Below are 21,852 nucleotides of genomic sequence, written 5' to 3'. Positions count from 1 at the left end.
CATGTGACAGCCGCCGAACGCGCACACGCGCAGCTTCACCGTGTCCGAGCCTTGCACGACGAATGGGCACGCGTCGCGCGCGGGCTCGACGAGGCCGCCGTTCGCGGTCCGAGTGCGCTGCCGGGCTGGACCCGGGCTCACCTTCTGTCCCATCTCGCGCGCAACGCCGACGGCCTCGTCAACCTGCTGACCTGGGCGAAAACAGGGGTCGAGACGCCGATGTACGCCGGTGAGGCAGCCAGGGACGACGACATCGAGAAGGGTGCGTACCGGTCCGCCGAAGAGATCGCCGAGGACGTCGTCAGCTCGGCGGCACGCCTGGTCGAAGTCGCGGCGAGCCTGCCGGACGACGCTTGGCCGGCTCGGGTGCGTGCTCGGCAGGGACGCGAGATCCCGGCGGAGTTCGTGCTCTGGCTCCGCTTCTCCGAAATCTCGATCCACCTCACCGATCTCGACCTCGGCTACGACTTCGCCCGCGTCGCGGATCTGCTCGGCGAAGAGTTCGAAGCCGTCGTCGGCAACGCCATCGGGATGTACGGCGGCGAGTTGCCCGCCGTGCTCCTGGTCGCCGCGGAAGACAACGGATACCGGCACGAGTGGCGGCTCGGGGAAGGTGAGCCGGTGACGCTGACCGGCACCCGTGGTGAAGTGCTGAAATGGGTCACCGGCCGCAGCGATGGATCCACTTTGGACGGCGAGGCGCCGCCGCTCCCGCACTGGCTCTGACCCTGACTCGGTCGGGTGATCTCGGCAACCTCGCCGAGGCCCGCGCGTCTTCACAAGTATGAAGTTGGGGCGAAGGAACTTTCTCAAGCTCGCCGGCGCGACCGCGGTCGGAGCGGCCGCGACAGCCTGCTCCGCCGCGCCGCCCGCGCAAGCGCCCACTTCGGCTCCCGGCGTGTCGTTGCCACCGAGCACCAGCGTCACGCCGCCGTCCGGTCCGCCGGACTGGGCCGCGTTGCGGAACAAGATCTCACTGCTCTTGCCGGGGGAATCCGGTTACGACAGCGCCAAACGCGTGTTCAATCCGGCCTTCGACGGGCTCAAGCCCGCCGCGATCGCGAAATGCGCCAAGCCGGAAGACGTGCAGGCCGCTGTCGAAGCGGCGGCGAGGCGGGTCCCGATCGCCGCTCGCAGTGGCGGCCACAGTTATGCCGGCTACTCGGTTCCTGACGGTGGCTTGATGATCGACCTCGGCGGAATGTCCTCTGTGGACGTCCGTGGCGAACAGGTCGTGATCGGCGCGGGCGCGAAACTGAAGGACGTCTACGCCAAGCTCGGTGGTGCGGGCCGTTGCCTGCCCGCGGGATCCTGTCCCAGCGTCGGGATCGCCGGGCTGACGCTCGGCGGCGGAATCGGTGTCCTCGCCCGCAAATACGGACTCACCTGCGATCACCTGGTGTCCGCGCAGGTTGTCACGGCGGACGGGAAACTCCGGACGGCGTCGGCGGATTCCGAGCCTGAGTTGTTTTGGGCGTTGCGAGGCGGAGGCGGCGGCAATTTCGGTGTCGTCACCTCGTTCACCTTTCGCACCGACCCGTCGCCTTCGGTCGTTTCGGTGTTCTCCCTGCGTTTCCCGGCGGGCAGCGCGAACGAGGTCCTCGCCGAGTGGCAGCGCTGGCTGCCCGAAGCCCCGCCGGAGTTGTGGGCGAACGTCGTGCTGTCGGGAGGATCTCCTGTCGGTGCGCGGATTTCCGGCTGCTACGTCGGCGATACGGCTTCGCTCGCCAAGGTGCTGGACAGGCTGACCAGTAAGGTCAACGGCACGCGGACAGTGAAGCAGCTCGACTATCTCGGTGCCATGAAGTACTTCTCCGGCAGCGAGAGCCGACAGTCCTTTGTGGCCTCTTCGCGAATCCTCGGCGAACCGACGGATCCTGCGAAACTGACGTCGATCCTCGACGGCAGGCGCGGCATGGACCTTCTGGTCGACGGCCTCGGTGGCGCTGTCGCCGACGTCGCGCCGGACGCCACCGCGTTCTGGCACCGGAAGGCGATCGGCAGCGTGCAGATCTACAGCCAGGCGGACGTCCGTAGTCGTTCCGTGGCAACGGATTCCGTCGCGGAGGTGGTGACGGGGATCGGGCTGAGCGGGGGCTACGTCAACTACATCGACCCCGCCCTGCCCGACTGGATGACAGCCTACTACGGCGACAACGCCACCCGGCTCAAGCAGGTGGCGAAGACCTACGACCCGGACAAGGTGTTCGGGTTCGCGCAGGCCGTCACCCCGGCTTAAAGGTCGATGCCGGTGAAGACGGTGACGCGTTCCTCGGTGAGGTCGTTCATCGCGGCGAGCACCCCTTCGCGGCCGACGCCCGATCCTTTGACGCCGCCGTAAGGCATCTGGTCCGCGCGGTAGGACGGGACGTCGCCGATGATCACGCCGCCGACTTCGAGTTCCGTCGACGCGTAGAAGGCGAGATGCACGTCGCGGGTGAACACTCCGGCCTGCAGGCCGTACGCGGATTCGTTGACTGACGCGAAAGCCTCGTCGACACCATCCACAATGGACACTGCGAGCACTGGGCCGAAGATCTCCTCCGACCAGGCCTTTGTGGACGGTGGCACGTCGGTGAGCACTGTCGGCTCCACGGTCGCGCCGTCCCGTTTGCCGCCGGTCAGGATCTTCGCGCCCGCGGCGACGGCCTCGTCGATCCAGGCCACGATCCGCTCCGCGGCGGCTTCGTCGACGACCGGTCCCACGTCGGTGTTCTTGTCGTACGGGTCACCGGTTTGCTGTGACCGCACGGCTTCCACCAAAGCCGGTACGAATTCTTCGGCGACCTCGCGTTCGACGATGACCCGCTGCACGGCGATGCAGGACTGTCCGGCCTGGTAGTTGCCGAAGGTCGCGATGCGGTGCGCCGCGCCTTCGGGATCCGGCCAGTCCCGGAGCATGACGGCGGCCGCGTTGCCGCCGAGTTCGAGCACGACGTGCTTGCGCGGCGCGGCGTCCGCCAGCGACCAGCCGACCGGACCCGATCCGGTGAACGACACGACAGGCAGCCGAGGGTCCGTGACCAGTGCCGACGTCTCCTCGTTGCCGAGTGGCAGCACCGAAAACGCGCCTTCCGGCAGGTCCGTTTCGGCCAGGATCTCGCCGAGGATCAACGCGGCCAGCGGCGTGCGCGGCGCGGGTTTGACGATGATCGGCGCGCCGACCGCGAGCGACGGCGCGACCTTGTGCGCCACCAGGTTCAGCGGGAAGTTGAACGGCGCGATCCCCAGCACCGGGCCGCGCGGGATGCGGCGAGTGAGGGCCAGCCTGCCCTCGCCCGCCGGGTCGGTGTCCAGGCGCTGCAGGTCGCCACTGAACCGGCGGGCCTCCTCGGCGGCGATCCGGAACACAGACACCGCGCGCCGCACCTCGGCGTCGGCCCACTTGAGCGGCTTGCCGTTCTCGGCGGTGATGACCTCGGCGATCTCCTCGGCCCGGCCGGCGAGCACCCGCGAAACGTGGTCGAGCGCCGCGGCGCGGCTGTGCGCCGAGGACCGCCGGAACTCCTTCGCGACGCTCGCCGCCGCGCTCACCGCTCGTTCGACCTGCTCCGGGCCGGGCACCGCGACGGTGGCGACTTCGCTCCCGTCGTAGGGGTGGTGCACGGTGAGCGTCGAAGCGCCCTGCTCAGGGCGGCCGGCGATCCAGGCGGGCCGCGGCTCCGGGGTGATCATGTCCATGGATGACAAGGTATTCCAGTCAGGGCTTGACGAGCACCTTGAGCGCTTCGCGGTCCGCCATCGCGCGGTAACCGTCGGGCACCTCTTCGAGCCCGATGGTCCGGTCGAACACCTTGCCCGGCTGGTACCTGCCCTCGACGACGTCGTCGAGCAGCTCGGGGATGTAGTGGCGGGCGGGCGCGACCCCGCCGGTGACGGTGATGTTGCGTCGGAAGAGTGACGGGCCGATCGGGCCCTCGTCGTACTGTGGCACGCCGACGCGGCTGACCGTGCCGCCGGGGCGGACCGCGCCGACGCCCATCTCGAAGGCGGGCTTCGTGCCGACGCATTCGAGGACGGTGTGCGTGCCTTCGCCGTTCGTCAGCTCTCGAACCTTCTCGATGCCTTCGTCTCCGCGCTCGGCGACGACGTCGGTCGCGCCGAACTCGCGGCCGAGGTCCGTGCGGGCCTGGTGCCGTCCCATCAGGATGATGCGCTCGGCGCCGAGCCGCTTCGCCGCGAGGACCGCGGAGAGGCCGACGGCGCCGTCGCCGATGACGGTGACCGTCGTGCGCTCGTTCACGCCCGCCTTGACCGCGGCGTGGTGGCCGGTCGGGAACACGTCGGAGAGCGTGAGGAGCGAGGCGAGCAGGTCGTCGTCCTCGGTGTGCGGCAGTTTCACCAGGGTGCCGTCGGCCTGCGGGACGCGGACGGCCTCGCCCTGGCCGGCGTCGACGCCCTTCGCGCCCCAGAAGCCGCCGTGCAGGCATGAGGTGTGGAGGCCTTCGCGGCAGAACTGGCAGGTGTTGTCGGAGTAGACGAAGGGCGCGACGACCAGATCGCCGGTCTTGAGCGTGGTGACGTCGGCGCCGACGGCCTCGACGACGCCGAGGAACTCGTGACCGATCCGGACGCCGCGGTCGCGCGCGGGCATGCTGCCGTACGGCCAGAGGTCGCTGCCGCAGATGCAGGAGCGGACGACGCGGAGGAGGGCGTCGGTGGGTTCGCTCAGTTTCGGGTCCGGGACGGTCTCGACGCGTACGTCGCCGGCGCCGTAGATGACTGTCGCTCGCAAGGCGGGTCCTTTCCTGGGCTGGCCCCAGTATGGGCGCGTCGCGTTTAGCCCGCTAAACGCGACGCGGGCCGGGACCTGCGTTTAGCGGGCTAAACGCGACGCGCGTAGAGGTCACGCAGCAGGAGGATCTCGGCGCCGTGGTGGATGGCCTCGCGGTTGATGTGCAGGACGAGCGTCGCGAGCGGGTACTCGGCGTACGGGCCTTCGGCCTCGCCGCAGGGGCGCTCAAGTCCCTCGGCGGTGAGGCGGCGGACGCCGTCGCGCCAGCGCGCATGGGCGTCGTCAAGCTGCTCCAGCGCTTCTTTGGCGGAGGCCGCGTACGGGAAGGTCTGGTAGTCGACGGGCGGGCCGCCGAAGTGCGACGCGTTCCGCATCGCGAAGACGCCGACGACGATGTGCGCGAGGCGCCAGGCGATCGTCGTCACCGGCGGCGGCGAGGGCTCCGGGTACTCCCAGTCGATCATGAGCTTGCCGTCCTCGACCGGCCGGATCGTCCAGCAGTCCTCGGCGGGCTCCCAGAAGTATTCGTCGTCGCCGAGAGTGTCCAGCCGGGGCCGGAAGTGCCGCGTCCAGTGCCACTCGAGCTGTTCGGAGAGTTCCTTGCTCCAGTCGATGCCCATGCCTTCGGACGGTAGGCCGCGTCGCGGTCATCCGCTGTCCTGAATCGTGAGGGGGTTGGCGGCGGGGTGACCGGGCCCACCTGGGACGATGGTGGCGAAGCGTACTGCTCTGATCTGGAGGTTTCAGGTGCCCAGTCCCACCGGTCCGGTAATCGTCGTGGACTTCGGGGCGCAGTACGCGCAGCTGATCGCGCGCCGGGTGCGCGAGGCGCAGGTCTACTCCGAGGTCGTCCCGCACACCGCCACCGCCGAGGACATCCTCGCCAAGGACCCCGCCGCGATCATCCTTTCCGGTGGACCTTCCAGCGTGTACGCGGAGAACGCCCCCGCCCTGGCCCCCGGGCTGGTCGACGCGGGCGTGCCGATCCTCGGGATCTGCTACGGCCACCAGGTGCTCGCGCAGGCCCTCGGCGGCACGGTCGAGCCGACCGGGATCCGCGAGTTCGGCCGCACCGAGGTCCGCGTCGCCGGTGAGGGCGGCGTCCTGCACGCCGGTCTCCCGAGCAGCCAGCCCGCCTGGATGAGCCACAACGACAGCGTCACCAAGGCCCCCGAAGGCGCCACCGTGACCGCGTCGAGTGAGGGCGCAGCCGTCGCCGGGTTCGAAGACGTCAAGCGTCGCTTCGCCGGCGTTCAGTACCACCCCGAGGTGCACCACTCGCCGCACGGCCAGGAGGTGCTCCGCCGCTTCCTGCACGACATCGCGGGCATCAAGCCGCAGTGGACGACGTCGTCCATCGTCGACGACCAGGTCAAGCGCATCGCCGAGCAGGTCGGCGACGGCCGCGCGATCTGCGGGCTTTCCGGCGGTGTCGACTCGGCTGTGGCCGCCGCGCTCGTGCAGCGCGCCGTCGGTGAGCGGCTGACCTGCGTGTTCGTCGATCACGGCCTGCTGCGCTCCGGCGAGCGGACCCAGGTCGAACGCGATTTCGTCGCCGCGACCGGGGTCAACCTGGTGACCGTCGACGCGCGCGAGCGGTTCCTCGACGCGCTGGCCGGGGTCACCGACCCCGAGGAGAAGCGCAAGATCATCGGCCGCGAGTTCATCCGCGTGTTCGAGCAGGCCGAGCGTGACCTCAAGGCCGAGGGCGACTACAAGTTCCTGGTCCAGGGCACGCTGTACCCGGACGTCGTCGAGTCCGGCGGCGGCGAGGGCGCGGCGAACATCAAGAGCCACCACAACGTCGGTGGGCTGCCCGACGACCTGCAGTTCGAGCTCGTCGAGCCGCTGCGCCTGCTGTTCAAGGACGAGGTGCGGCGCGTCGGGCTGGAGCTCGGGCTGCCGGAGACGATCGTGCAGCGGCAGCCGTTCCCCGGCCCGGGGCTCGGCATCCGGATCATCGGCGCCGTCGACGCCGAGCGGCTCGAGACGCTGCGCGCGGCGGACGCCATCGCGCGCGAGGAACTCACCGCGGCCGGGCTGGACGGCGAGATCTGGCAGTGCCCGGTGGTGCTGCTGGCCGACGTCCGCAGCGTGGGCGTCCAGGGCGACGGGCGGACCTATGGGCACCCGATCGTGCTGCGGCCGGTGTCGTCCGAGGACGCGATGACCGCGGACTGGACGCGGCTGCCCTACGAGGTGCTGGAGAAGATCTCGACCCGCATCACCAACGAGGTCGCCGAGGTGAACCGGGTGGTCCTGGACGTCACGTCCAAGCCGCCGGGCACCATCGAGTGGGAGTGACCCGCCCCCGCCCCGACCTGCGTTTAGCCCCCTAATCGCGATCCGCCGCCGCCGGGCACCCGGCGACCGGGATCGCGTTTAGCGGGCTAAACGCGATCTGGCGGCCCGGGCACCTGCGCGAGCCCGGAGCGACTTTAGCCCCCTAATCGCGATCCGGTGGGCCTTGGGCACCTGGGCGACCAGATCGCGATTAGGGGGCTAAACGCAGGTCCGGGCCGGGGTGGGAGCAAGGCGAAGGCCCCGGCGAGGGGCCGGGGCCTTCGGAGTGGGGTGGATCGTGAGCGGGGCCGCTAGCGGCGGCTCTTGCGCAGCGAAGCGGCGAGCAGCAGGACACCGACGAAGATCGCCCCACCCGCCATGACCCATCGGAAGTCGAACCGCGGAAGCCACGAGGCGCCGTCCGAGAGGACGTAACCCGACACCAGCAGCGTCGCGATCCCGACGATCAGGGTGATGGCATCCACCCCGCGCTTCGCCGGCTGAGCCGCCTGGGTCTGCGTGTTGTCATAGTTGTCGTAGTCGTACTCAGCCACGACGCACCTCCACGTTTCCGACACCGTTCTCGACCTTCAGAGTGATCTTCTGCCCGCTGTCGCCCGCCGAGGTGAAGTCGATCGTGTCCTCGCCGACCCCCGAGCGCGACTGGCCGAGGCAGTTGACGTCGCCCGCACCCGTCTCGCAGGAAACCTTCACTTCGGCACCCGCCGGCACGAGCACCGTCGAGTTGCCTGCCCCGGTGGAGACCTTCGTGGACACTGACGCTCCCGCAGGCAGCTTTGTCAGGTCGATGTCGATGTCGCCCGCCGAGCGGTGGTACTCCGGCAGCACCTCGGACACCTGGGTCGGCGTGTCCTGCAGGTCCCCGAGACCGCCCTTCACCGAGATGTTCTCGAACGGGACCGTGGTCAGCGCCATCCCGACGATCGCCAGCGGCACCGCCAGCCCGATCAGCCCGCGACCGCCCCGTACGAGCGAACCGGCCACCAGCCCGATGCCGACCACACCCAGGGTGAGCCCGACGACGTGCTGCACGGTGAACCACGGCTCGCCGTCCAGACCCATGACGGTGCCGACCGCGCCGACCAGCACGGCGAACCCGAAGGTCGTGGCGCCGATCTTCGACTTGCGACCGCGAGGCGCCGGCGGCGCGGGAGGCGGCGGAGGTGACTGCGGCGGCAGACCGCCGCCCGGCGAAGCGTTCGGCAGGTCCCAGGCGGACGGGTCGGCCGCGAGCGGGTCCCAGCCGTTCTCGGTCGCCGTCGCGGTGGAGGCCGCCGACGCCGACGACATCGAGAACGCGGCGGTCGGCTGAGCCGGGGTGGCCATCGTCGGCCGGTTGAACTGCCCGCGATTGCGGTGCAGCAGATACAGCGCGACGGCCATCAGCGCGAAACCGATCAGCCCGGTGCCATCCGCCATCCAGCCGCCGCTCAAGGTCCAGGTGAGACCGGGGAACAGCAGGATCAGCAGCAGCACCGCGAACGCCGGCGAACTCGACGCGCGGCCCCGGCCGATCAGGCCCTCGAACGCGGAAACGCGGTCGCCCTCCTGCGGCAGGAACAGCCAGCCCAGCAGATAGACGAAGACGCCGAAACCACCGAACACGGTCGCGGCGACCAGCGCGACGCGGACCACGGTCGGGTCGATGCCGTACCGGTAGCCGATCCCCGCGGCTACACCGGCGAACTTGCGGCCGTGTGCCGGACGGACCGGCCTGCTCCGCCAGAAATCCTGGACGGTCTCTTCGAAGCCGGCCGCTGGGCCCTGCTTCGGCACGTGTGTCTCACTCCCACTCATGCCACAAAGAATGCGCCCCGGTGGCCCCCTGACACATCCGGGAACGTCCCTGAGGTTTCCCCCAGCGGGAAGAGTCAGGGGTTTCCCCGATGGATCAGTGCCACACTCCATGTGACCATGGAGAACGTGCAGGAACCCGCCCCCAACGACCTCGCCGAGCAGGTGAAGCCGACGATCATCGAGCGCCCCCCGGCGCCCGTTCCCGGCAGCCTGTCCCCGGCACCGTTCGAGCCGCCCAAGATGTACCGCCGCCGCTCCGGTCGCGCCATCGCGGGTGTCGCCGGCGGCCTCGCCGACCATCTCGGCGTCAAGGTGCTCTGGGTCCGGATCGCGTTCGCGTTGCTGGCCGCGCTGAACGGCGTCGGTCTTCTCGCGTACGGCCTGCTCTGGGTCTTCGTCCAGCAGCAATCCGGTGAAGCCGTGCCGGAGAAAACCGCGCCGAAGGAGAAGCAGCAGGCGTTCGGCCTGATAGCGCTGGGTGTCGGCCTCGCCGTCGCCAGCGGCACGCTGACCGGCTGGATCAGCGGCTGGGTCGCCATTCCGCTGGCGCTGGCCATGATCGGTGCGGCGGTCGTCTGGCGTGAGGCCGACGAGTCGCAGCGACGCCGCTGGCGTCTCGGCGCCAAGGGCGGGGTCGCCACGGCGTTCCTCGGCGGCGGGGGCTGGTCGGCCGCGATCCGGGTGGTCGCCGGTGTCGCGCTGGTGATGACCGGCATCGGCGTCGTCGTCCTCAAGAGCGGCAGCATGGACCAGGTCAAGTTCGCGCTGGTCGCGGTGATCGCGACCCTGTTCGGGGTGGCCGTGCTGACCGTCCCGTTCTGGCTGCGCCTGGTTCGCGACCTGTCCGAAGAGCGCACCGCCCGCATCCGTACCGACGAACGCGCCGAGATCGCCGCGCACCTGCACGACTCGGTGCTGCAGACCCTCGCGCTGATCCAGAAGCAGGCGGAATCGCCGCGTGAGGTCGCCAGGCTCGCGCGCGGGCAGGAACGCGAGCTGCGCGGCTGGCTGTACGGGCCGTCGGGGTACGGCAAGAGCAAGAAGACCGAGGAAGAGACCGTCAGCGGGCAGCTGTCCGAAGTGCTCGCGGCCGCGTGCGGCGAGGTCGAGGACGCGTTCGCGATCTCGGTGCAGCAGGTCGTCGTGGGGGAGGCCACGCTGGACGAGCCGCTGACCGCGCTGGTCCAGGCGGCGCGCGAAGCGATCGTCAACGCTGCCAAGCACGCGGGCGTCGACGAGGTCAGCGTGTACGCCGAGGTCGAGCCGACAGCGGTGACGGTTTTCGTGCGTGACAGGGGCAAGGGGTTCGACCCCGACGTCGTGCCGAGCGACAGGCACGGGCTCGCCGATTCCATCCGGGGGCGGATGGAACGGCACGGCGGGAAGCTCAAACTGCGTACCGCACCGGGTGAAGGAACCGAGGTCCAGCTGGAGATGCCGGTCAAGGCGGGGAAGGGTGCGGCGTGAGGTCGCTATGCTCACGGGACAGGGCGAGCGAGGGAGCATCGTGACGGAGAACCAGCAGACGCGGGAGCCGGTCAAGGTCTTCCTCGTCGACGACCACGCGCTCTTCCGGGCGGGTGTGCGCACCGAACTGGATTCGATCACCGACGACGTCCGCGTGGTCGGTGAGGCGGGCTCGGTGGCCGAGGCGGTCGCGGGGATCGCCCGGACCAAACCGCAGGTCGTCCTGCTCGACGTGCACATGCCGGACGGCGGCGGTGCCGAGGTGCTGCGCCGGATCCGGCCGGAACTGCCGGACGTCGTGTTCCTCGCGCTTTCGGTCTCCGACGCCGCGGAGGACGTGATCGCCGTGATCCGTGCCGGGGCACGTGGCTATGTCACGAAGACGATCTCGTCGAAGGAGCTCGTGCGCGCCGTCGTGCGGGTCTCGGACGGTGACGCGGTGTTCTCGCCGCGGCTGGCCGGGTTCGTGCTCGACGCGTTCGCCGACCGGCCGGGTTCCGCGCCGATCAGCGACCCGGACCTGGACCTGCTGACGCCGCGGGAACGTGACGTGCTGCGGCTGCTCGCGCGCGGATACGCGTACAAGGAGATCGCGTCCGAGCTGTTCATCTCGGTGAAGACAGTCGAGACGCATGTGTCGAGCGTGCTGCGGAAGACACAGCTTTCGAACCGGTACGAGCTTTCGCGCTGGGCCTCCGACAGGCGTCTCGTCTAGGTGGCGCCAGTTCTCATCGGCCTGGTGGCCTTGTTCTTCTTGGGGATGGGGCTGCTCGGGCTCGTCGCGCCGGGGCGGTTGATCCGGCCGTTCGGCATCACGCTGGAGTCCGCGACAGCGCGGACCGAAGTGCGTGCTGTCTACGGCGGCTTCGGGGTGGCTGTCGCAGTGCTGCTCGGGTTCGCGGCTTTCGACGTCGGCGGGATCCAGCGGGGCGCCGCGATCGCGGTGGCCGTCGCGCTTGCCGGGATGGCCTTCGGTCGGCTGGTCGCGCGGCTCGCGGAACGGCCCGAGCGGTTCTATCCGAGCTGGCTCTACTTCTGGGTCGAGCTGGTCATGGCCGCCCTGCTCGTCTTCTCCGCCCTCTGACGACGGCTTCGCCTTTAGCGGGCTAATCGCGATCCGGCGAGCCCCCAGGCCCCACCGCGTCGCGATTAGCCCGCTAAAGGCGCTCCGCCGGTCCGGGGAGGTGCCGGGCGGCGGTAGACCGGCGGGATCGCGTTTAGCCCGCTAAACGCAGGTCAGGCGGGCGGCGTGAATTCGTGGGTGACCTCGATCTTCCCCACGATGTGCGCGTTGAACTCGGCCAGGTCCTCGGCCGGGACCCAGAGCTCCAGGATGGCCTTCCCGCCCGCCTGCTGGACGGGATACCGCCGCACGAAGTCCGTCTCGACCTCGAACCGCGTCACGAAGCCCGCGCCGTCGAACCGCACGTTCCAGTCGCGGGCGATCTTGATCGCGTAGTCCTCGTTCAGCACCGGATAGAAGATCGGCTGCTCCGGCAGCCGCGGCGGCCACTCGCGCCAGTCCGACTCGCGGACGAGGTCGAGCTCGGCCCGCCCGGTCGGCCGCCACAACGTCGTCGTCTTCACGGCGCGGCCTCCCCGGCGGCGGCGAGGGGGCGCTCCACCACGGGGGCGGTAGCAAAGGTCCCCCGCTCCCTCGGGCGGAGCCGGGTCAGCGCGACCCCGCCCAGCACGACGACCATCCCGGCGATCACCCGGAAGTTGAGCGGCTCGGCCAGGAACACCGCCCCCAGCAGCACCGAAACCACCGGCAGCAGGTACCCGACGATCGACGCCGCGACGGCGCCTTCGCTCGCGAGGAGCTGGTAGTTCAGCGCGAACGCGATCCCGGTCGACCCGATCCCCAGGATCACGACCGCGACGATCGCGCCGGTGCTCAGGTGCACCGGTTCGAAGCCGCCCATCGGCATCGCCAGCAGCAGGAACCCGGTCGCGAGCAGCATCTGCCCGCCCGCGAGCGACATCGGCGAGTCACCGGTGCCGGTGAGGTGCTTGCCCTCGTACACGAACGCGAACCCGTAGCTCGCGGCCGCCGCGAGGCACGCCAGCGCACCCCAGCTGAGCAGCCCGGACGCCTCCCACGGCGCGAAGATCAGCAGGATCCCGGTGAGTCCGACAACGAGCCCGGCGACGCGGATCGCGGTCATCTTCGTGCGCGTTCCCAGCATCGGCGCGGCGAGCAGCACCCACAACGGCGTCGTCGAGTTCAGCACCCCGGTGATCCCGGAGTCGACGGTCAGCTCGCCCCACGCGAACAGCAGGAACGGCAACGCGTTGTGGAAGAACGCCGCGACGGCCAGATGTCCCCAGATCCGTCGTCCCGACGGCAGCCGGTCCCGGCCGAGGTAGCAGAGCCCGACCAGCACCGCCGCGCCGAGCGCCACCCGCGCCAGCACCAGCTGCACCGGGGAAAACGCGCCCAGCCCCAGTTTGATCCAGAAGAAACTCGATCCCCACATGAGCGCCAGCGCGCCGATCCGCAGCAGGGTCTTCGTCTCGCCCACCCGGTCCTCCTTAAGTGCCTGGCTCAGCTTCACCGTGCCGACGCGTAAGGACAAGCGAAAATTACTGCAGGAAGCCTTAAGAAGAACTGTAAGATCGGAGCATGCTGGACGTCCGCCGCATGCAGGTCCTCCGAGCCGTGATCAGCAGCGGTTCGATCACCGCCGCCGCCCGGAACCTGGGCTACACACCCTCCGCGATCAGCCAGCAGTTGTCCACCCTGGAAAGGGAAGCGGGCGTCGAACTGCTCGAGCGCGTCGGCCGCGGCGTGCGGCCGACGCCTGCCGGTTCGCTGCTGTCCGAACACGCGGAAACGCTGAGCACCCAGCTCGCCAAGGCCGAAGCCGCGCTCACCGAGCTCAAGGAAGGCCGCACGGGCAGGCTCGCGATCCGCTACTTCGCCACCGCCGGCGCCTCCCTGGTGCCCTTGGCCGTCGCCGCGCTGCGCCGGGACTTCCCGGGGGTCCGCCTCGACCTGAAACTGGTCGAGCCCGACTATTCGATGCCCGAGATCGAGTCGGGCGAGGCCGACGTCGCGATGATCGTGCTCCCCAGCGACGCTCCGCGGCTCAAAGGCGTCGAGTACATCCACGTCCTCGACGACCCGTATCGCGCGATCCTGCCGAAGAACCACCGGCTCGCCCGCAAACGCGTCCTCGATCTCGGCGAACTCGCGGAGGATCCGTGGGTCGGCGTCGACGGTCTCCCCGGCGCCTGCCGCGACATCCTGCTCGACGCCTGCGGCGCGGCCGGATTCGCCCCGAACCACGTCGTCGAATCCGAGGATTACCAGACGGCGCAAGGGTTCGTGGCCGCCGGGCTCGGCGTCGCGCTGATCCCGGAACTCGGCCTCGGCGCCCCGCATCCCGGCGTCGCCATCCGCAAGGTCCGCCGTCCCGATCCGGTGCGGTCCATCCACGCGGCCGTGGCCGCGCACGCCAGGGACCATCCCGCGGTGCGACGGTTCCTCAGCGCGATCCGCGAAGGCGCCCGAGCGGCCTGACCGGACGGGTAGGCGGGAGTGCCCGGTCGGGCAGGAAACCCGGCTGCGCTTGAACAACCGCGGCGGCGATCGACAACCTGGGAAGGAAGTCACGAACCCCGCTGTCGAAAGGACCCGCGTGCGTCCCCTGATCATCCTGCACGGCTCTTGGCACCAGCCTGCCCATTTCGACGACGTCGCCGAGCGCCTGCGCACGCAAGGCGTCGAGGTCACCGTCCCCGACGTCGGCGCGCAGCCGATCGCCGAAATCACCCGGACCGTCCAGGAAATCGTCGACCGGGCAGCCGAACCGCCAGTGGTGCTCGGGCACTCCTACGGCGGAGTGATCGCCAGCGGGCTTCAGGGGGTTTCGCACCTGATCCTCCTGGCCGCGATCGTCAGCGAACCGGGCGAGACCGCTCAGTACTGGATCGACCGGGTCAAGGAAGAAACCGCCCGCGAACCCGAGCCGCTGCCCTTGACCTTCGACGACGCGGGCATGACCCACCTCGACCTCGGCGCCGTCCACGAGGTCATGTACGCCGACTGCTCAGACGCCGTCGCCGAGCGGGCCACGGCCCTGCTGCGCCCGGAACCCGTGTCGATCTTCTCCGAATCGCCGACCGGGGCGTCCTGGAAGGACACTCCGAACACCTACATCGTCTGTTCCGAAGATCGAGCGCTCGCCCCGGAAATGATCGCCCACTTCGCCGCACGCTGCGACACGACGGTGACCTGGCGGGCGAGCCACAGCCCGTACCTCAGCCGTCCCGTCGAACTCGCGACACTGATCCTCGAGCGGCTGTAGCTAGATCAGGAACAGCTCCGCGAACAGCACCCCGATGAGGATCGCCGCCACGACGGCGCCCGCCGTGATCAGCCACTTCCGGGTGTCCGGCGCTTTCGCCGCGGCCGGTGCGGCGGGCGCGTACTGCTGCTGGGCAGGCGGCGCGTACTGCTGCTGAGGCGGTGGCTGGGGCGGCTGATACTGCTGCGGCTGGGGCTGCTGCTGGAGGAACTGCGGAACCGGCTGCTGCTGAGGCGCCTGGTGCGGAGCCTGCTGCATGGGCACCGGCATCGACGCGGGCATCGTCGGCATGGCGGGCGCGGTCGGCGGGATGAACGCCGTCTGCCGCCCCTCGGTGATCGCGCCCAGCGAGCGGACCGTGTCGGCCATCGTCGGCCGCACGTCCGGCTCGGCCCGCAGCATCTTGCGCAGCGCCCCGGCCAGCGGACCGGCGGTCTGCGGCGGCCGTTCCGAAGATTCGCCGTCCTCGCCGAACGGCGGCACCCCCTCGACGGCCGTGTACAGCGTCGCGCCCAGCGAGAACACGTCGGACGCCGAAGTCGCCGGTTCGCCGCGCGCCACCTCGGGCGCCCGGTACGCCGGACTCGCGCCGCCACCGGTGATGCCGATGTCGGTGAGCTTCACGCCGCCGTCGTCGGCCAGCAGGATCGTGCCCGGCTCGACGGTCCGGTGCACCACCCCGGCCTCGTGCATCGCGGCCAGCGCACGGCCGAGCATGATGCCCAGCGCGGCGGCCTGCTCCGCGGTCAGCCTGCCGTGCTCGGCCAGGAAGGTGGACATCCCGCGCGACGGGATGTACTCCATCACCAGCCACACGTCCTGCCCGTCGGGCAGCACGTCGTACACCTTGATGGCGGTGGCGTGCTCGAACTTGGCCGCGTCCTTGCCCTCCTGGACGACGACGGCCTTGGCCTGCTCCGCCCGGTCCGACGGCAGGCCGACGGGCAGGTACATGCGCTTCATCGCGACCGTGCGCAGCAGGCGAGTGTCGAACGCCAGCCACACGATGCCCGCCCGGCCACGCCCGATGGGCTGATCCAGGCGGTACCGGCCGCCGACGATGGAACCTTCAGAACTCAATGCAATCCTCGGATCACGGGGTCGCCGGAGGGGACGTGTCGGTCGGTTCGGACTTCGTCGGCGGCGGCGTCGTAATGGTCGGCGTCTTTGTCGGAGTCGTCTTCGGGGTCGACTTCGTCGGCGTCGGCGGATCCGGCTCCTGCGTCTGCGTCGCCTTGCTCGAAGTCTTCTTCGACGAGGTCGTCTCCTTGGGCGGCTCGGCAGACTGCGTCTCCGACGGCGATTCCGTCGTCTCGGGAGCCGAGGACGTCGCCGACGGGGACGGCTTCGCCGAAGAGTTTCCCACCTGCGCGGGCGCTTCCGGGTTGTTCGGGCTCAGCAGCCAGAAGCCCAGCGCGGCCAGCGCCACCACCACGACACCGCCGATGATCGCGGGCTTCTTCCATGCGCCCGGCTTCTCGTCGTCCTCGTCCACCGGGCTGGTCTGCGCCCGGGTCGGCGGCGGCGGCGGAGGAGGCGGCTGGTCGTCGTAGTCGTCTTCGTAGGGATCGTCTTCGTAGCGGCCCGCGGGGATCGGGACGGCGCGCGTGGGCGTCGGACCGCCGGGGTGGCCGCGTTCGGACAGCAGTGCCGTCTCGTCGTAGTTGTCGTACCCGTCGTAGTCGTTTTCCGGGTACCCCGACGCGGGCGGCTGGTGGTAGTCGTCCTCGTCGTAGTACGAACCCGCCGCGGCCTGCTCGTCGAGGAGCGAGCCCGAATGACCGGCCGATTCGCTGTCGAGCGCCTGGGTCACGCCCGCGCCCGCGAGACCGCCGGCGAGCGCGCCCGCGATCGGGGCGGCGAGCACGGTCTCGTCCGCGGGGCCGCCCAGCGGCGTCTCACCCCGCGCGACAGCGGCGAGGAGCTCTTCGCACTCGTCGGCGGTGGGGCGGTGCCGCACCTCCGGGTGCAGCAGCACGGCCAGCACGCTGGCGAGCGGGCCGGACTGGCGCGGCGGGATGATCTGCCCGGCCGCGACCGCGTGCAGCAGGCTCAGCGTGTTCTCGCTGAGGCCGAACGGCGGCTGGCCTTCGCAGGCCGCGTAGAGCGTCGAGCCGAGCGAGAAGACGTCGGACTCCGGCCCGGGGTCGCCACCGATGGCCACCTCGGGCGCCAGGTAGGCGGGGGTTCCGGCGATCATCCCGGTCTTCGTGACCGTGACGTCGTCCTTGGCCCGCGAGATGCCGAAGTCGGTGATCTTCACGGTGCCGTTGGGCGCCAGCAGGATGTTGCCGGGCTTGATGTCCCGGTGCACGATGCCGACCGCGTGCGCCTCGGTCAGCGCAGCCGCGACCTGCGCGCCGATCCGGGCCACCTCCGTCGGCGGCAGCGTCCGCTCCTCCTGCAGCACCTGGGCGAGGCTGGTGGAGTTCAGGTACTCCATGATCAGGCACGGCTGACCGTTGTCGTCGGTGACGACGTCGAACACCGAGATGGCGTTCGGGTGGTGGAGCCTGGCGGCGATCCGGCCTTCACGCATCGTGCGCTGGCGGGCGTCTTCGGCGCCTTGGGCCTCGAGGCCGGGCTGCAGCAGCAGCTGCTTGATCGCCACCGTGCGCCCGAGTACCTCGTCATGCGCTTGCCAGACGGCACCCATCGCGCCTGTGCCGATCCGCTGGACTATGCGGTATCGACCGGCGACCAGGCGACCCTCGTCGCTCACGCGACCTCCCTTTGGGCTCCGTCTTCACGTCGCGGAGTCGTCCGCGTACGCGGTGCGGCCTTCAGCACGCCACAGCGTTGGAGCGTATGCACATGTAGTGGTCTGTGTGCCGGCTTTTCCGAGACCGACTCGTGACAAGGCTAGGCGCTCACTCTGCGCACACACACGCGGTACGCTCTGATCGCCCTGGGTAGAGAGCTGTCGTACGCCGGGTATCCGTCACATGTGCTGCGCGGACAGCAGCCGGGCGTCGGTGATCAAGCCCGTCGTCTCGTCGGCGAATTCCAGCACCTGAGTGACCCGCACGAGGCCGCCGTCCGGATTGCGCATGGTCACCACGGCGAGGATCGTGCCGTCGGCCTGCTCCCGGATGTCCTGGATCTGGATGGCGTCCATGGAGCTCCACGCCTCGATCAGCCTGCCCGCTTCGGAGTCGGCCAGCACCGGCGTGAGCAGCGACATCGCACCGTAGGGATCGGCGTCGACGGTCTGGTAGAACTTCCGGACCGCGTCGATCTTGCCCTCGGCCGTGGTGATCGCGGCCGGTTTGGCGGCGGACTGCGAACTGGTGCTGCTCGTCGCCGAACCCTGCCGCGAGTGCGAACCCGTGCCGGTGTCCGAGGACGGCTGGACAGTCGTGCTCGTGCCCGTGGAAGTCGGCGTCGCCTGCTTCCGCTGCGGCTCGGTGGAGTCGGGGACGGCGAGCCCGCCGAGCGCGGCGGCTCCGCTCATCACCTCGGGTGCGGCGGCACCCGGTACCGAACCCTGCCGCTGGGTGCCCGCGAGCACGCCCGCGGTGACGACGGCACCCGCGACCAGCAGTCCGGCGGCGACCAGACCGGCCAGCTTGGCCCGCCGGGCGGCGCGGCTTTCCGGCTCGTCTTCGTCGGGCTCGGGCCGCGGCGACGGCTCTTCGCGGGTACGGGCGGGAACGAACTTCTGCGGCTCGCGGAAGACCTGCTCGAGATACTCGCGGTCGACGCGGGTGTCGTTCAGGATCTCTTCCGGGATGACGTCCTCGACACGTACGGCGTCCTCACGCCGTATGCGCTGTCGATCAAGCACGAAATTCCTCGCTCTGGTCCGGGGCAGGCGCTGGGCCGTTCGGCCGACGCCTTTGGTCCGCGCGGCCGTCTTCTGAACGGTGCGAACCTTGCTGTCGTCAGGTAACCCTGTGGAGACGGCCCACGGCCAGGCTCTATCGCCGGAATGCCATCGCGATACGACGAACGGCAGCTTAGGTCACCCACCCGGACCAGGGACAACCGCTCGTCGCACCGCACGTGCAGAGGAACAGGACACCTGCACGTGCGCGAACGGCTACATACCGTCGTCGACGATCTTGTCGTCGTCACCGAAGGTCAGCGTGCGCTGTTCCATGGTCTTCGTTCCGTCTTTGTGGGTGACCTCGACGGTGTTGACCGTGACGCCGCGGCGCTGGTCGATGCTGACCTTCTTCACCTCGAAGTAGGCGACGTCGGCGTAGCGCTCACGGAGGCCCTGTGCGCCTTCTTCGCGCAGGCCGCCGGAGGTCACCGAGGAGGCTTCTTGGGGGTTGGTCGTGACGGCGTTGAGGAAGGTCTCGGTGTTGTCACCCATCGCCTTCGCGTCCGGCTGGGACGCGTACCAAGGAGATGTCGTGGTGGTGCGATTGGCGGGTATGACCGGCGGCTTCTGCGGCCGCTCGCTCGACGACGACGCGGGCTTGCCGGTCGTTTCCGGTCCGCCCGAGCCGGGCCGCGACTCGTCGCGGCCGGTGCTGCCGCTCTCCGACGCGGTGTCGGAGTTGGTGGAACTGCGGTCGTCCTGGCTGGAGGAGTCGGTCGCGGAATCGGACGGGTCACCCGCCGCGCCGCCCTGCGGCGGCGTGGTCGAGTTGCCGGCGAGGCCCTCGTTGGTCAGCGGACTGCCACCGCGGTAGCCGGGCCAGCCGCCCTGACTCTGCTGCTCCGGGAGGGGCTTGCCGACCATGAACGAACCGGCGAACAGCAGGCCGACGACGACCAGCGCGGACGCGGCCGCCGCGAACCAGGCGGCCTTGCGCCAGGTCTTCGGCGGGGTCACCGAAGCGGGTACCGAACCGAGATCGAAGGTGCTCAGGCCGTCGAAGGGCGGGGCCAGATAGACACGGACGTCATCGTCACCGGCGTCGGTTTCGACCGGCTCGGGGCGACGGGGCGCGGGCGCCGTCAACGTCACCTTCGTGCGCTGTGCGGCCTTCGCGCGCCGCTCCTCGGCGGAGGGCTTGACGGATTCGGTGAACGAGACCTCGACGCGTGCCGGGCGTTCCACGGGCACCTCGCGAGCGGGCTGGGGGAGCGGCAGACGGCCGCTCGATGGGGCATAGCCGGGGCTCGGTGCCCTCCTGTTCCGCGGTGGCGGCAGAGGAAGGGAACCGGTGGAAGGCGGGGCGAACTCACGGTGTGCGTGATGCCCGTGCCCGGTGGGGCTCTGCCGCCGCGGCGGCACAGGTGGGGTCCAGCTCTCGGTACCGCCCGCCCGGTGACGGCCCGCCTGCGCGGCGCCGTCCCGTCCTTGGTGTTCCGCCCAGCCGTTCATGTCCGAGCGACCCCCTCGTGGGCGGGCCCTGACGGCGATGTGACACCGATTAAGCCGAACGGAGCAGTGGTTTCACGGGATCCCTCGCTTGCAGACTCCCGGGCACTCTCGTGAGCAAATGCACGCGCATGCGACTGTGGACGCGCGGGGCCGTAGCCCCCGCGCGTCGTTCGGGCATCGCCCGACCCAGACGCAAGGGTCCTCACGGGGACCACACTAAAAGCTCGACGCCCCGCAAGTCTTCACCCACTCTGCAAGTTGCAGATGTTTCACTCGGTCGGGCGCGCCCGAACGGGCCTCGGTGACGTTACGCAGTGCTATCGGTGCTGGTGAACCCGTTCAGTTGCCGCTGCGGTACTTCTGCTGGGTGGACTGCAGGGCTTTGGTGGCCGTGATCCCGCTACCCGCCGCAAGCAAAATGGCGATGATGTCGAGCGGGGTTCCCCCGATAGTGAGCAACCATGCGAACAACGAGGCCGCGGTGGTACCCGCTGCGATCGGCCAGCGCGACTTGACGTACTGGGCGATGGGCGTACCGCCCGCGCGCTTACCCGCCGCGTTGTTCAGCATGGCGAGATAACCGAGATGGCCCAATGCCGCCAGGACCCCGGCGATCGCGATGATCACGGCGATGAGGTTAATCATGTGTCCAGTTTGCCTGTTCTTTTTATCGCGCGGTCGCGATCGTGCTGCCAGGGCGCGACTATCGTCTGATCGTTACGTGAACGTGGAGGGGCGCCCTGCCATCACGATCGCGAGGCCTGGCGGCCGAAAGGCGCGCGACTTCAAGGGATCAAGAGACTCTGGTCACCCCAGCCTCGGTCACCGCGACTTCGGTCACTCGGTCCCGGTCGGCCCGGGCCTTGGTCGCCTTGGACTCGGTCGGCCTGGCCTCGGTCGGGCCCGGGCTTGGTCACTTTGGCCTTGGTGGCCGGGTGATCGTGGGGGTGGGCGGATCGCGTTTAGCGGGCTAAACGCGATCCCGAGTGACGTGGCGGGAGCAAGGGACCTTTGCTATCGCCCCAGCCGGCCCCGGCCCAGGTTCAGCAGCGCCATCGCCAGCTGCCGCCCTTCCGGCCCGAGTTCCCGGTAGCGTGCCAGTACGTCCATCTCGCGGTTGTAGACGATCTTGGTCCCGCCCGCCGCCATCCTGGCCGCGCCGATCGTCTTGGAGACCTCGACGCGGCGTTTGACCAGCCGCAGGATCTCGCCGTCGAGGAAGTCGATCTCCTTGCGGAGCTCACCGATCTCTTCAGCGGTGGCGATGGGTTCTTCGGCGTCCGGCTTCTGTGTGGTGTCCATCGGGACCTCTCTTCGGTCCGGATTCCCTGCTGGCCCCCGGAACAGCGTAAAGCCCCGGGGTCCGTGGACTCCGGGGCTTCGGGTGATGGCATTCAGGCACTATGCGATCACGGGAGCCGGAGTCCGGTTCCCGTAAAAAAATCGCGTCACGTGCCGCATACCGATCATTATGCCACAGCGAAGCCGTCCTCCGGCTTGAAGCGGCGGCGCCCGCCGCGGACACGGGCGTGCACGAGGACGCTCATGGCCAGCCAGAACATCGGCATCGCGGGCCAGAAGAACGGCACCCCCGAAACCGTCCAGCGGACGATCGACAACACCGAGAGCACGACGGCGACCGCGAGGTGGATCCGCACCGCCGGATGCCCGAAGACGACGGGACGCCGCTTCGGCGCGGGTTTCGGCAGATCCGAGATGAGCGTGACGAGTTCGTCCGTGTATTTGGTGGAATACACAGCGCTAAGCCGGTCTTCGACCTCTTCGAGAGTGAGACGGCCTTCGCCGCCGGCGGCCTGGATGAGCGAGGCGACCCGCTCCCGGTCGGCGTCGGCGGCCCTGAACCGGGAGGGAATTCCGTTGGTGTCCATGGCATCCGATCCTCCGTCGCGAACACCACCCGCGCGTCGGACGGCAGGCGACAACACCGCCTACGC

22 protein-coding genes are annotated in these 21,852 nt (G+C 69.7%); 8 read left to right on the top strand and 14 right to left on the bottom strand.

Features of this window, described 5'->3' with window-relative positions:
* Window positions 1–3: 3 nt before the first annotated feature.
* Window positions 4–726, top strand: a complete 723-nt coding sequence (locus tag ACZ6YV_RS10645; protein WP_465509397.1) for a maleylpyruvate isomerase N-terminal domain-containing protein — start codon at window positions 4–6, stop codon at window positions 724–726.
* A gap of 58 nt (window positions 727–784) precedes the next feature.
* Entirely contained in the window at window positions 785–2,239 is a 1,455-nt protein-coding gene (locus tag ACZ6YV_RS10640) for an FAD-binding oxidoreductase (protein WP_465509396.1), read from the top strand.
* Here ACZ6YV_RS10640 and ACZ6YV_RS10635 read toward each other — a convergent pair.
* The 3 genes from ACZ6YV_RS10635 to ACZ6YV_RS10625 form a co-directional block, all read right to left on the bottom strand.
* Window positions 2,236–3,681: an aldehyde dehydrogenase family protein gene (locus tag ACZ6YV_RS10635; RefSeq protein ID WP_465509395.1), complete on the bottom strand. Its 1,446-nt coding sequence runs from the start codon at window positions 3,679–3,681 to the stop codon at window positions 2,236–2,238. The genes ACZ6YV_RS10640 and ACZ6YV_RS10635 overlap by 4 nt on opposite strands.
* Before the next feature lie 19 nt (window positions 3,682–3,700).
* Window positions 3,701–4,735 carry a zinc-dependent alcohol dehydrogenase family protein gene (locus tag ACZ6YV_RS10630; protein WP_465509394.1) on the bottom strand — a complete coding sequence of 345 codons (1,035 nt, stop codon included), beginning with the start codon at window positions 4,733–4,735 and terminating at the stop codon, window positions 3,701–3,703.
* A gap of 89 nt (window positions 4,736–4,824) precedes the next feature.
* Window positions 4,825–5,355: a DinB family protein gene (locus ACZ6YV_RS10625; protein ID WP_465509393.1), complete on the bottom strand. Its 531-nt coding sequence runs from the start codon at window positions 5,353–5,355 to the stop codon at window positions 4,825–4,827.
* A gap of 127 nt (window positions 5,356–5,482) precedes the next feature.
* On the opposite strand from ACZ6YV_RS10625, the gene guaA reads away from it, so the two are divergent.
* On the top strand, window positions 5,483–7,039 hold the full coding sequence (guaA, locus tag ACZ6YV_RS10620) for a glutamine-hydrolyzing GMP synthase (RefSeq protein WP_465509392.1): 1,557 nt from the start codon (window positions 5,483–5,485) through the stop codon (window positions 7,037–7,039).
* A 290-nt stretch (window positions 7,040–7,329) separates the two neighbouring features.
* On the opposite strand, the gene ACZ6YV_RS10615 is transcribed toward guaA, so the two are convergent.
* Together ACZ6YV_RS10615 and ACZ6YV_RS10610 are read right to left on the bottom strand one after the other, a co-directional pair.
* A complete protein-coding gene (locus tag ACZ6YV_RS10615) occupies window positions 7,330–7,572 on the bottom strand; it encodes a hypothetical protein (protein ID WP_465509391.1) in 243 nt (80 codons plus the stop codon).
* The gene (locus ACZ6YV_RS10610) at window positions 7,565–8,836 is read right to left on the bottom strand and encodes a PspC domain-containing protein (RefSeq protein ID WP_465509390.1); all 1,272 of its coding nucleotides are present in this window, start codon (window positions 8,834–8,836) and stop codon (window positions 7,565–7,567) included. The genes ACZ6YV_RS10615 and ACZ6YV_RS10610 overlap by 8 nt, the downstream gene beginning before the upstream one ends.
* Before the next feature lie 111 nt (window positions 8,837–8,947).
* Here ACZ6YV_RS10610 and ACZ6YV_RS10605 point away from each other — a divergent pair, with 111 nt between their 5' ends.
* The 3 genes from ACZ6YV_RS10605 to ACZ6YV_RS10595 are packed head-to-tail and all read left to right on the top strand — an operon-like array spanning window position 8,948 to window position 11,387.
* Entirely contained in the window at window positions 8,948–10,303 is a 1,356-nt protein-coding gene (locus ACZ6YV_RS10605; protein ID WP_465509389.1) for a PspC domain-containing protein, read from the top strand.
* Between the two features lie 7 nt (window positions 10,304–10,310).
* The gene (locus ACZ6YV_RS10600) at window positions 10,311–11,018 is read left to right on the top strand and encodes a response regulator (protein ID WP_125680018.1); all 708 of its coding nucleotides are present in this window, start codon (window positions 10,311–10,313) and stop codon (window positions 11,016–11,018) included.
* On the top strand, window positions 11,019–11,387 hold the full coding sequence (locus ACZ6YV_RS10595) for a DUF4345 domain-containing protein (protein WP_465509388.1): 369 nt from the start codon (window positions 11,019–11,021) through the stop codon (window positions 11,385–11,387).
* Between the two features lie 152 nt (window positions 11,388–11,539).
* Here ACZ6YV_RS10595 and ACZ6YV_RS10590 read toward each other — a convergent pair whose 3' ends face one another.
* Both ACZ6YV_RS10590 and ACZ6YV_RS10585 read right to left on the bottom strand, forming a co-directional pair.
* Window positions 11,540–11,890: a hypothetical protein gene (locus ACZ6YV_RS10590; protein WP_465509387.1), complete on the bottom strand. Its 351-nt coding sequence runs from the start codon at window positions 11,888–11,890 to the stop codon at window positions 11,540–11,542.
* Entirely contained in the window at window positions 11,887–12,828 is a 942-nt protein-coding gene (locus ACZ6YV_RS10585) for a DMT family transporter (RefSeq protein ID WP_378238689.1), read from the bottom strand. Before ACZ6YV_RS10585 ends, ACZ6YV_RS10590 begins: the two co-directional genes overlap by 4 nt.
* A gap of 101 nt (window positions 12,829–12,929) precedes the next feature.
* On the opposite strand from ACZ6YV_RS10585, the gene ACZ6YV_RS10580 reads away from it, so the two are divergent.
* Together ACZ6YV_RS10580 and ACZ6YV_RS10575 are read left to right on the top strand one after the other, a co-directional pair.
* Entirely contained in the window at window positions 12,930–13,829 is a 900-nt protein-coding gene (locus tag ACZ6YV_RS10580) for a LysR family transcriptional regulator (RefSeq protein WP_465509386.1), read from the top strand.
* Window positions 13,830–13,947: 118 nt separating this feature from the next.
* Entirely contained in the window at window positions 13,948–14,616 is a 669-nt protein-coding gene (locus ACZ6YV_RS10575; protein ID WP_465509385.1) for an alpha/beta hydrolase, read from the top strand.
* Here the strand turns inward: ACZ6YV_RS10575 and ACZ6YV_RS10570 are convergent, their stop codons facing one another.
* From ACZ6YV_RS10570 to ACZ6YV_RS10540, 7 genes are all read right to left on the bottom strand, one after another.
* A complete protein-coding gene (locus ACZ6YV_RS10570) occupies window positions 14,617–15,696 on the bottom strand; it encodes a serine/threonine-protein kinase (RefSeq protein WP_465509384.1) in 1,080 nt (359 codons plus the stop codon).
* A 13-nt stretch (window positions 15,697–15,709) separates the two neighbouring features.
* Window positions 15,710–17,338, bottom strand: coding sequence for a serine/threonine-protein kinase (locus tag ACZ6YV_RS10565; RefSeq protein WP_465509383.1), 1,629 nt, complete (start codon window positions 17,336–17,338; stop codon window positions 15,710–15,712).
* 219 nt (window positions 17,339–17,557) lie between these two features.
* Window positions 17,558–18,403 (bottom strand): hypothetical protein, encoded by an 846-nt coding sequence (locus tag ACZ6YV_RS10560; RefSeq protein WP_465509382.1) that lies wholly within the window; start codon window positions 18,401–18,403, stop codon window positions 17,558–17,560.
* Between the two features lie 255 nt (window positions 18,404–18,658).
* Window positions 18,659–19,630, bottom strand: a complete 972-nt coding sequence (locus tag ACZ6YV_RS10555) for a hypothetical protein (RefSeq protein WP_465509381.1) — start codon at window positions 19,628–19,630, stop codon at window positions 18,659–18,661.
* 606 nt (window positions 19,631–20,236) lie between these two features.
* Complete coding sequence (locus ACZ6YV_RS10550; RefSeq protein ID WP_465509380.1) at window positions 20,237–20,542, bottom strand: hypothetical protein; 306 nt, start codon at window positions 20,540–20,542, stop codon at window positions 20,237–20,239.
* A 369-nt stretch (window positions 20,543–20,911) separates the two neighbouring features.
* Window positions 20,912–21,199 (bottom strand): chorismate mutase, encoded by a 288-nt coding sequence (locus ACZ6YV_RS10545; protein ID WP_465509379.1) that lies wholly within the window; start codon window positions 21,197–21,199, stop codon window positions 20,912–20,914.
* A 167-nt stretch (window positions 21,200–21,366) separates the two neighbouring features.
* Window positions 21,367–21,786 (bottom strand): DUF1707 SHOCT-like domain-containing protein, encoded by a 420-nt coding sequence (locus ACZ6YV_RS10540; protein WP_465509378.1) that lies wholly within the window; start codon window positions 21,784–21,786, stop codon window positions 21,367–21,369.
* Window positions 21,787–21,852 lie beyond the last annotated feature (66 nt).

Source organism: Amycolatopsis sp. NPDC102522 (assembly GCF_055584485.1).
Note: the sequence above shows the minus strand (reverse complement) of the source record. Positions and strands in the feature narration are given on the sequence as shown.

Bases quoted from the DNA above. Each gene is read 5' to 3' on its own strand.
- ACZ6YV_RS10610 (WP_465509390.1), bottom strand. From the start codon at position 8,836: ATGAGTGGGAGTGAGACACACGTGCCGAAGCAGGGCCCAGCGGCCGGC.
- ACZ6YV_RS10550 (WP_465509380.1), bottom strand. From the start codon at position 20,542: ATGATTAACCTCATCGCCGTGATCATCGCGATCGCCGGGGTCCTGGCG.
- ACZ6YV_RS10625 (WP_465509393.1), bottom strand. From the start codon at position 5,355: ATGGGCATCGACTGGAGCAAGGAACTCTCCGAACAGCTCGAGTGGCAC.
- ACZ6YV_RS10540 (WP_465509378.1), bottom strand. From the start codon at position 21,786: ATGGACACCAACGGAATTCCCTCCCGGTTCAGGGCCGCCGACGCCGAC.
- ACZ6YV_RS10580 (WP_465509386.1), top strand. From the start codon at position 12,930: ATGCTGGACGTCCGCCGCATGCAGGTCCTCCGAGCCGTGATCAGCAGC.
- ACZ6YV_RS10635 (WP_465509395.1), bottom strand. From the start codon at position 3,681: ATGGACATGATCACCCCGGAGCCGCGGCCCGCCTGGATCGCCGGCCGC.
- ACZ6YV_RS10600 (WP_125680018.1), top strand. From the start codon at position 10,311: ATGCTCACGGGACAGGGCGAGCGAGGGAGCATCGTGACGGAGAACCAG.
- ACZ6YV_RS10640 (WP_465509396.1), top strand. From the start codon at position 785: ATGAAGTTGGGGCGAAGGAACTTTCTCAAGCTCGCCGGCGCGACCGCG.
- ACZ6YV_RS10545 (WP_465509379.1), bottom strand. From the start codon at position 21,199: ATGGACACCACACAGAAGCCGGACGCCGAAGAACCCATCGCCACCGCT.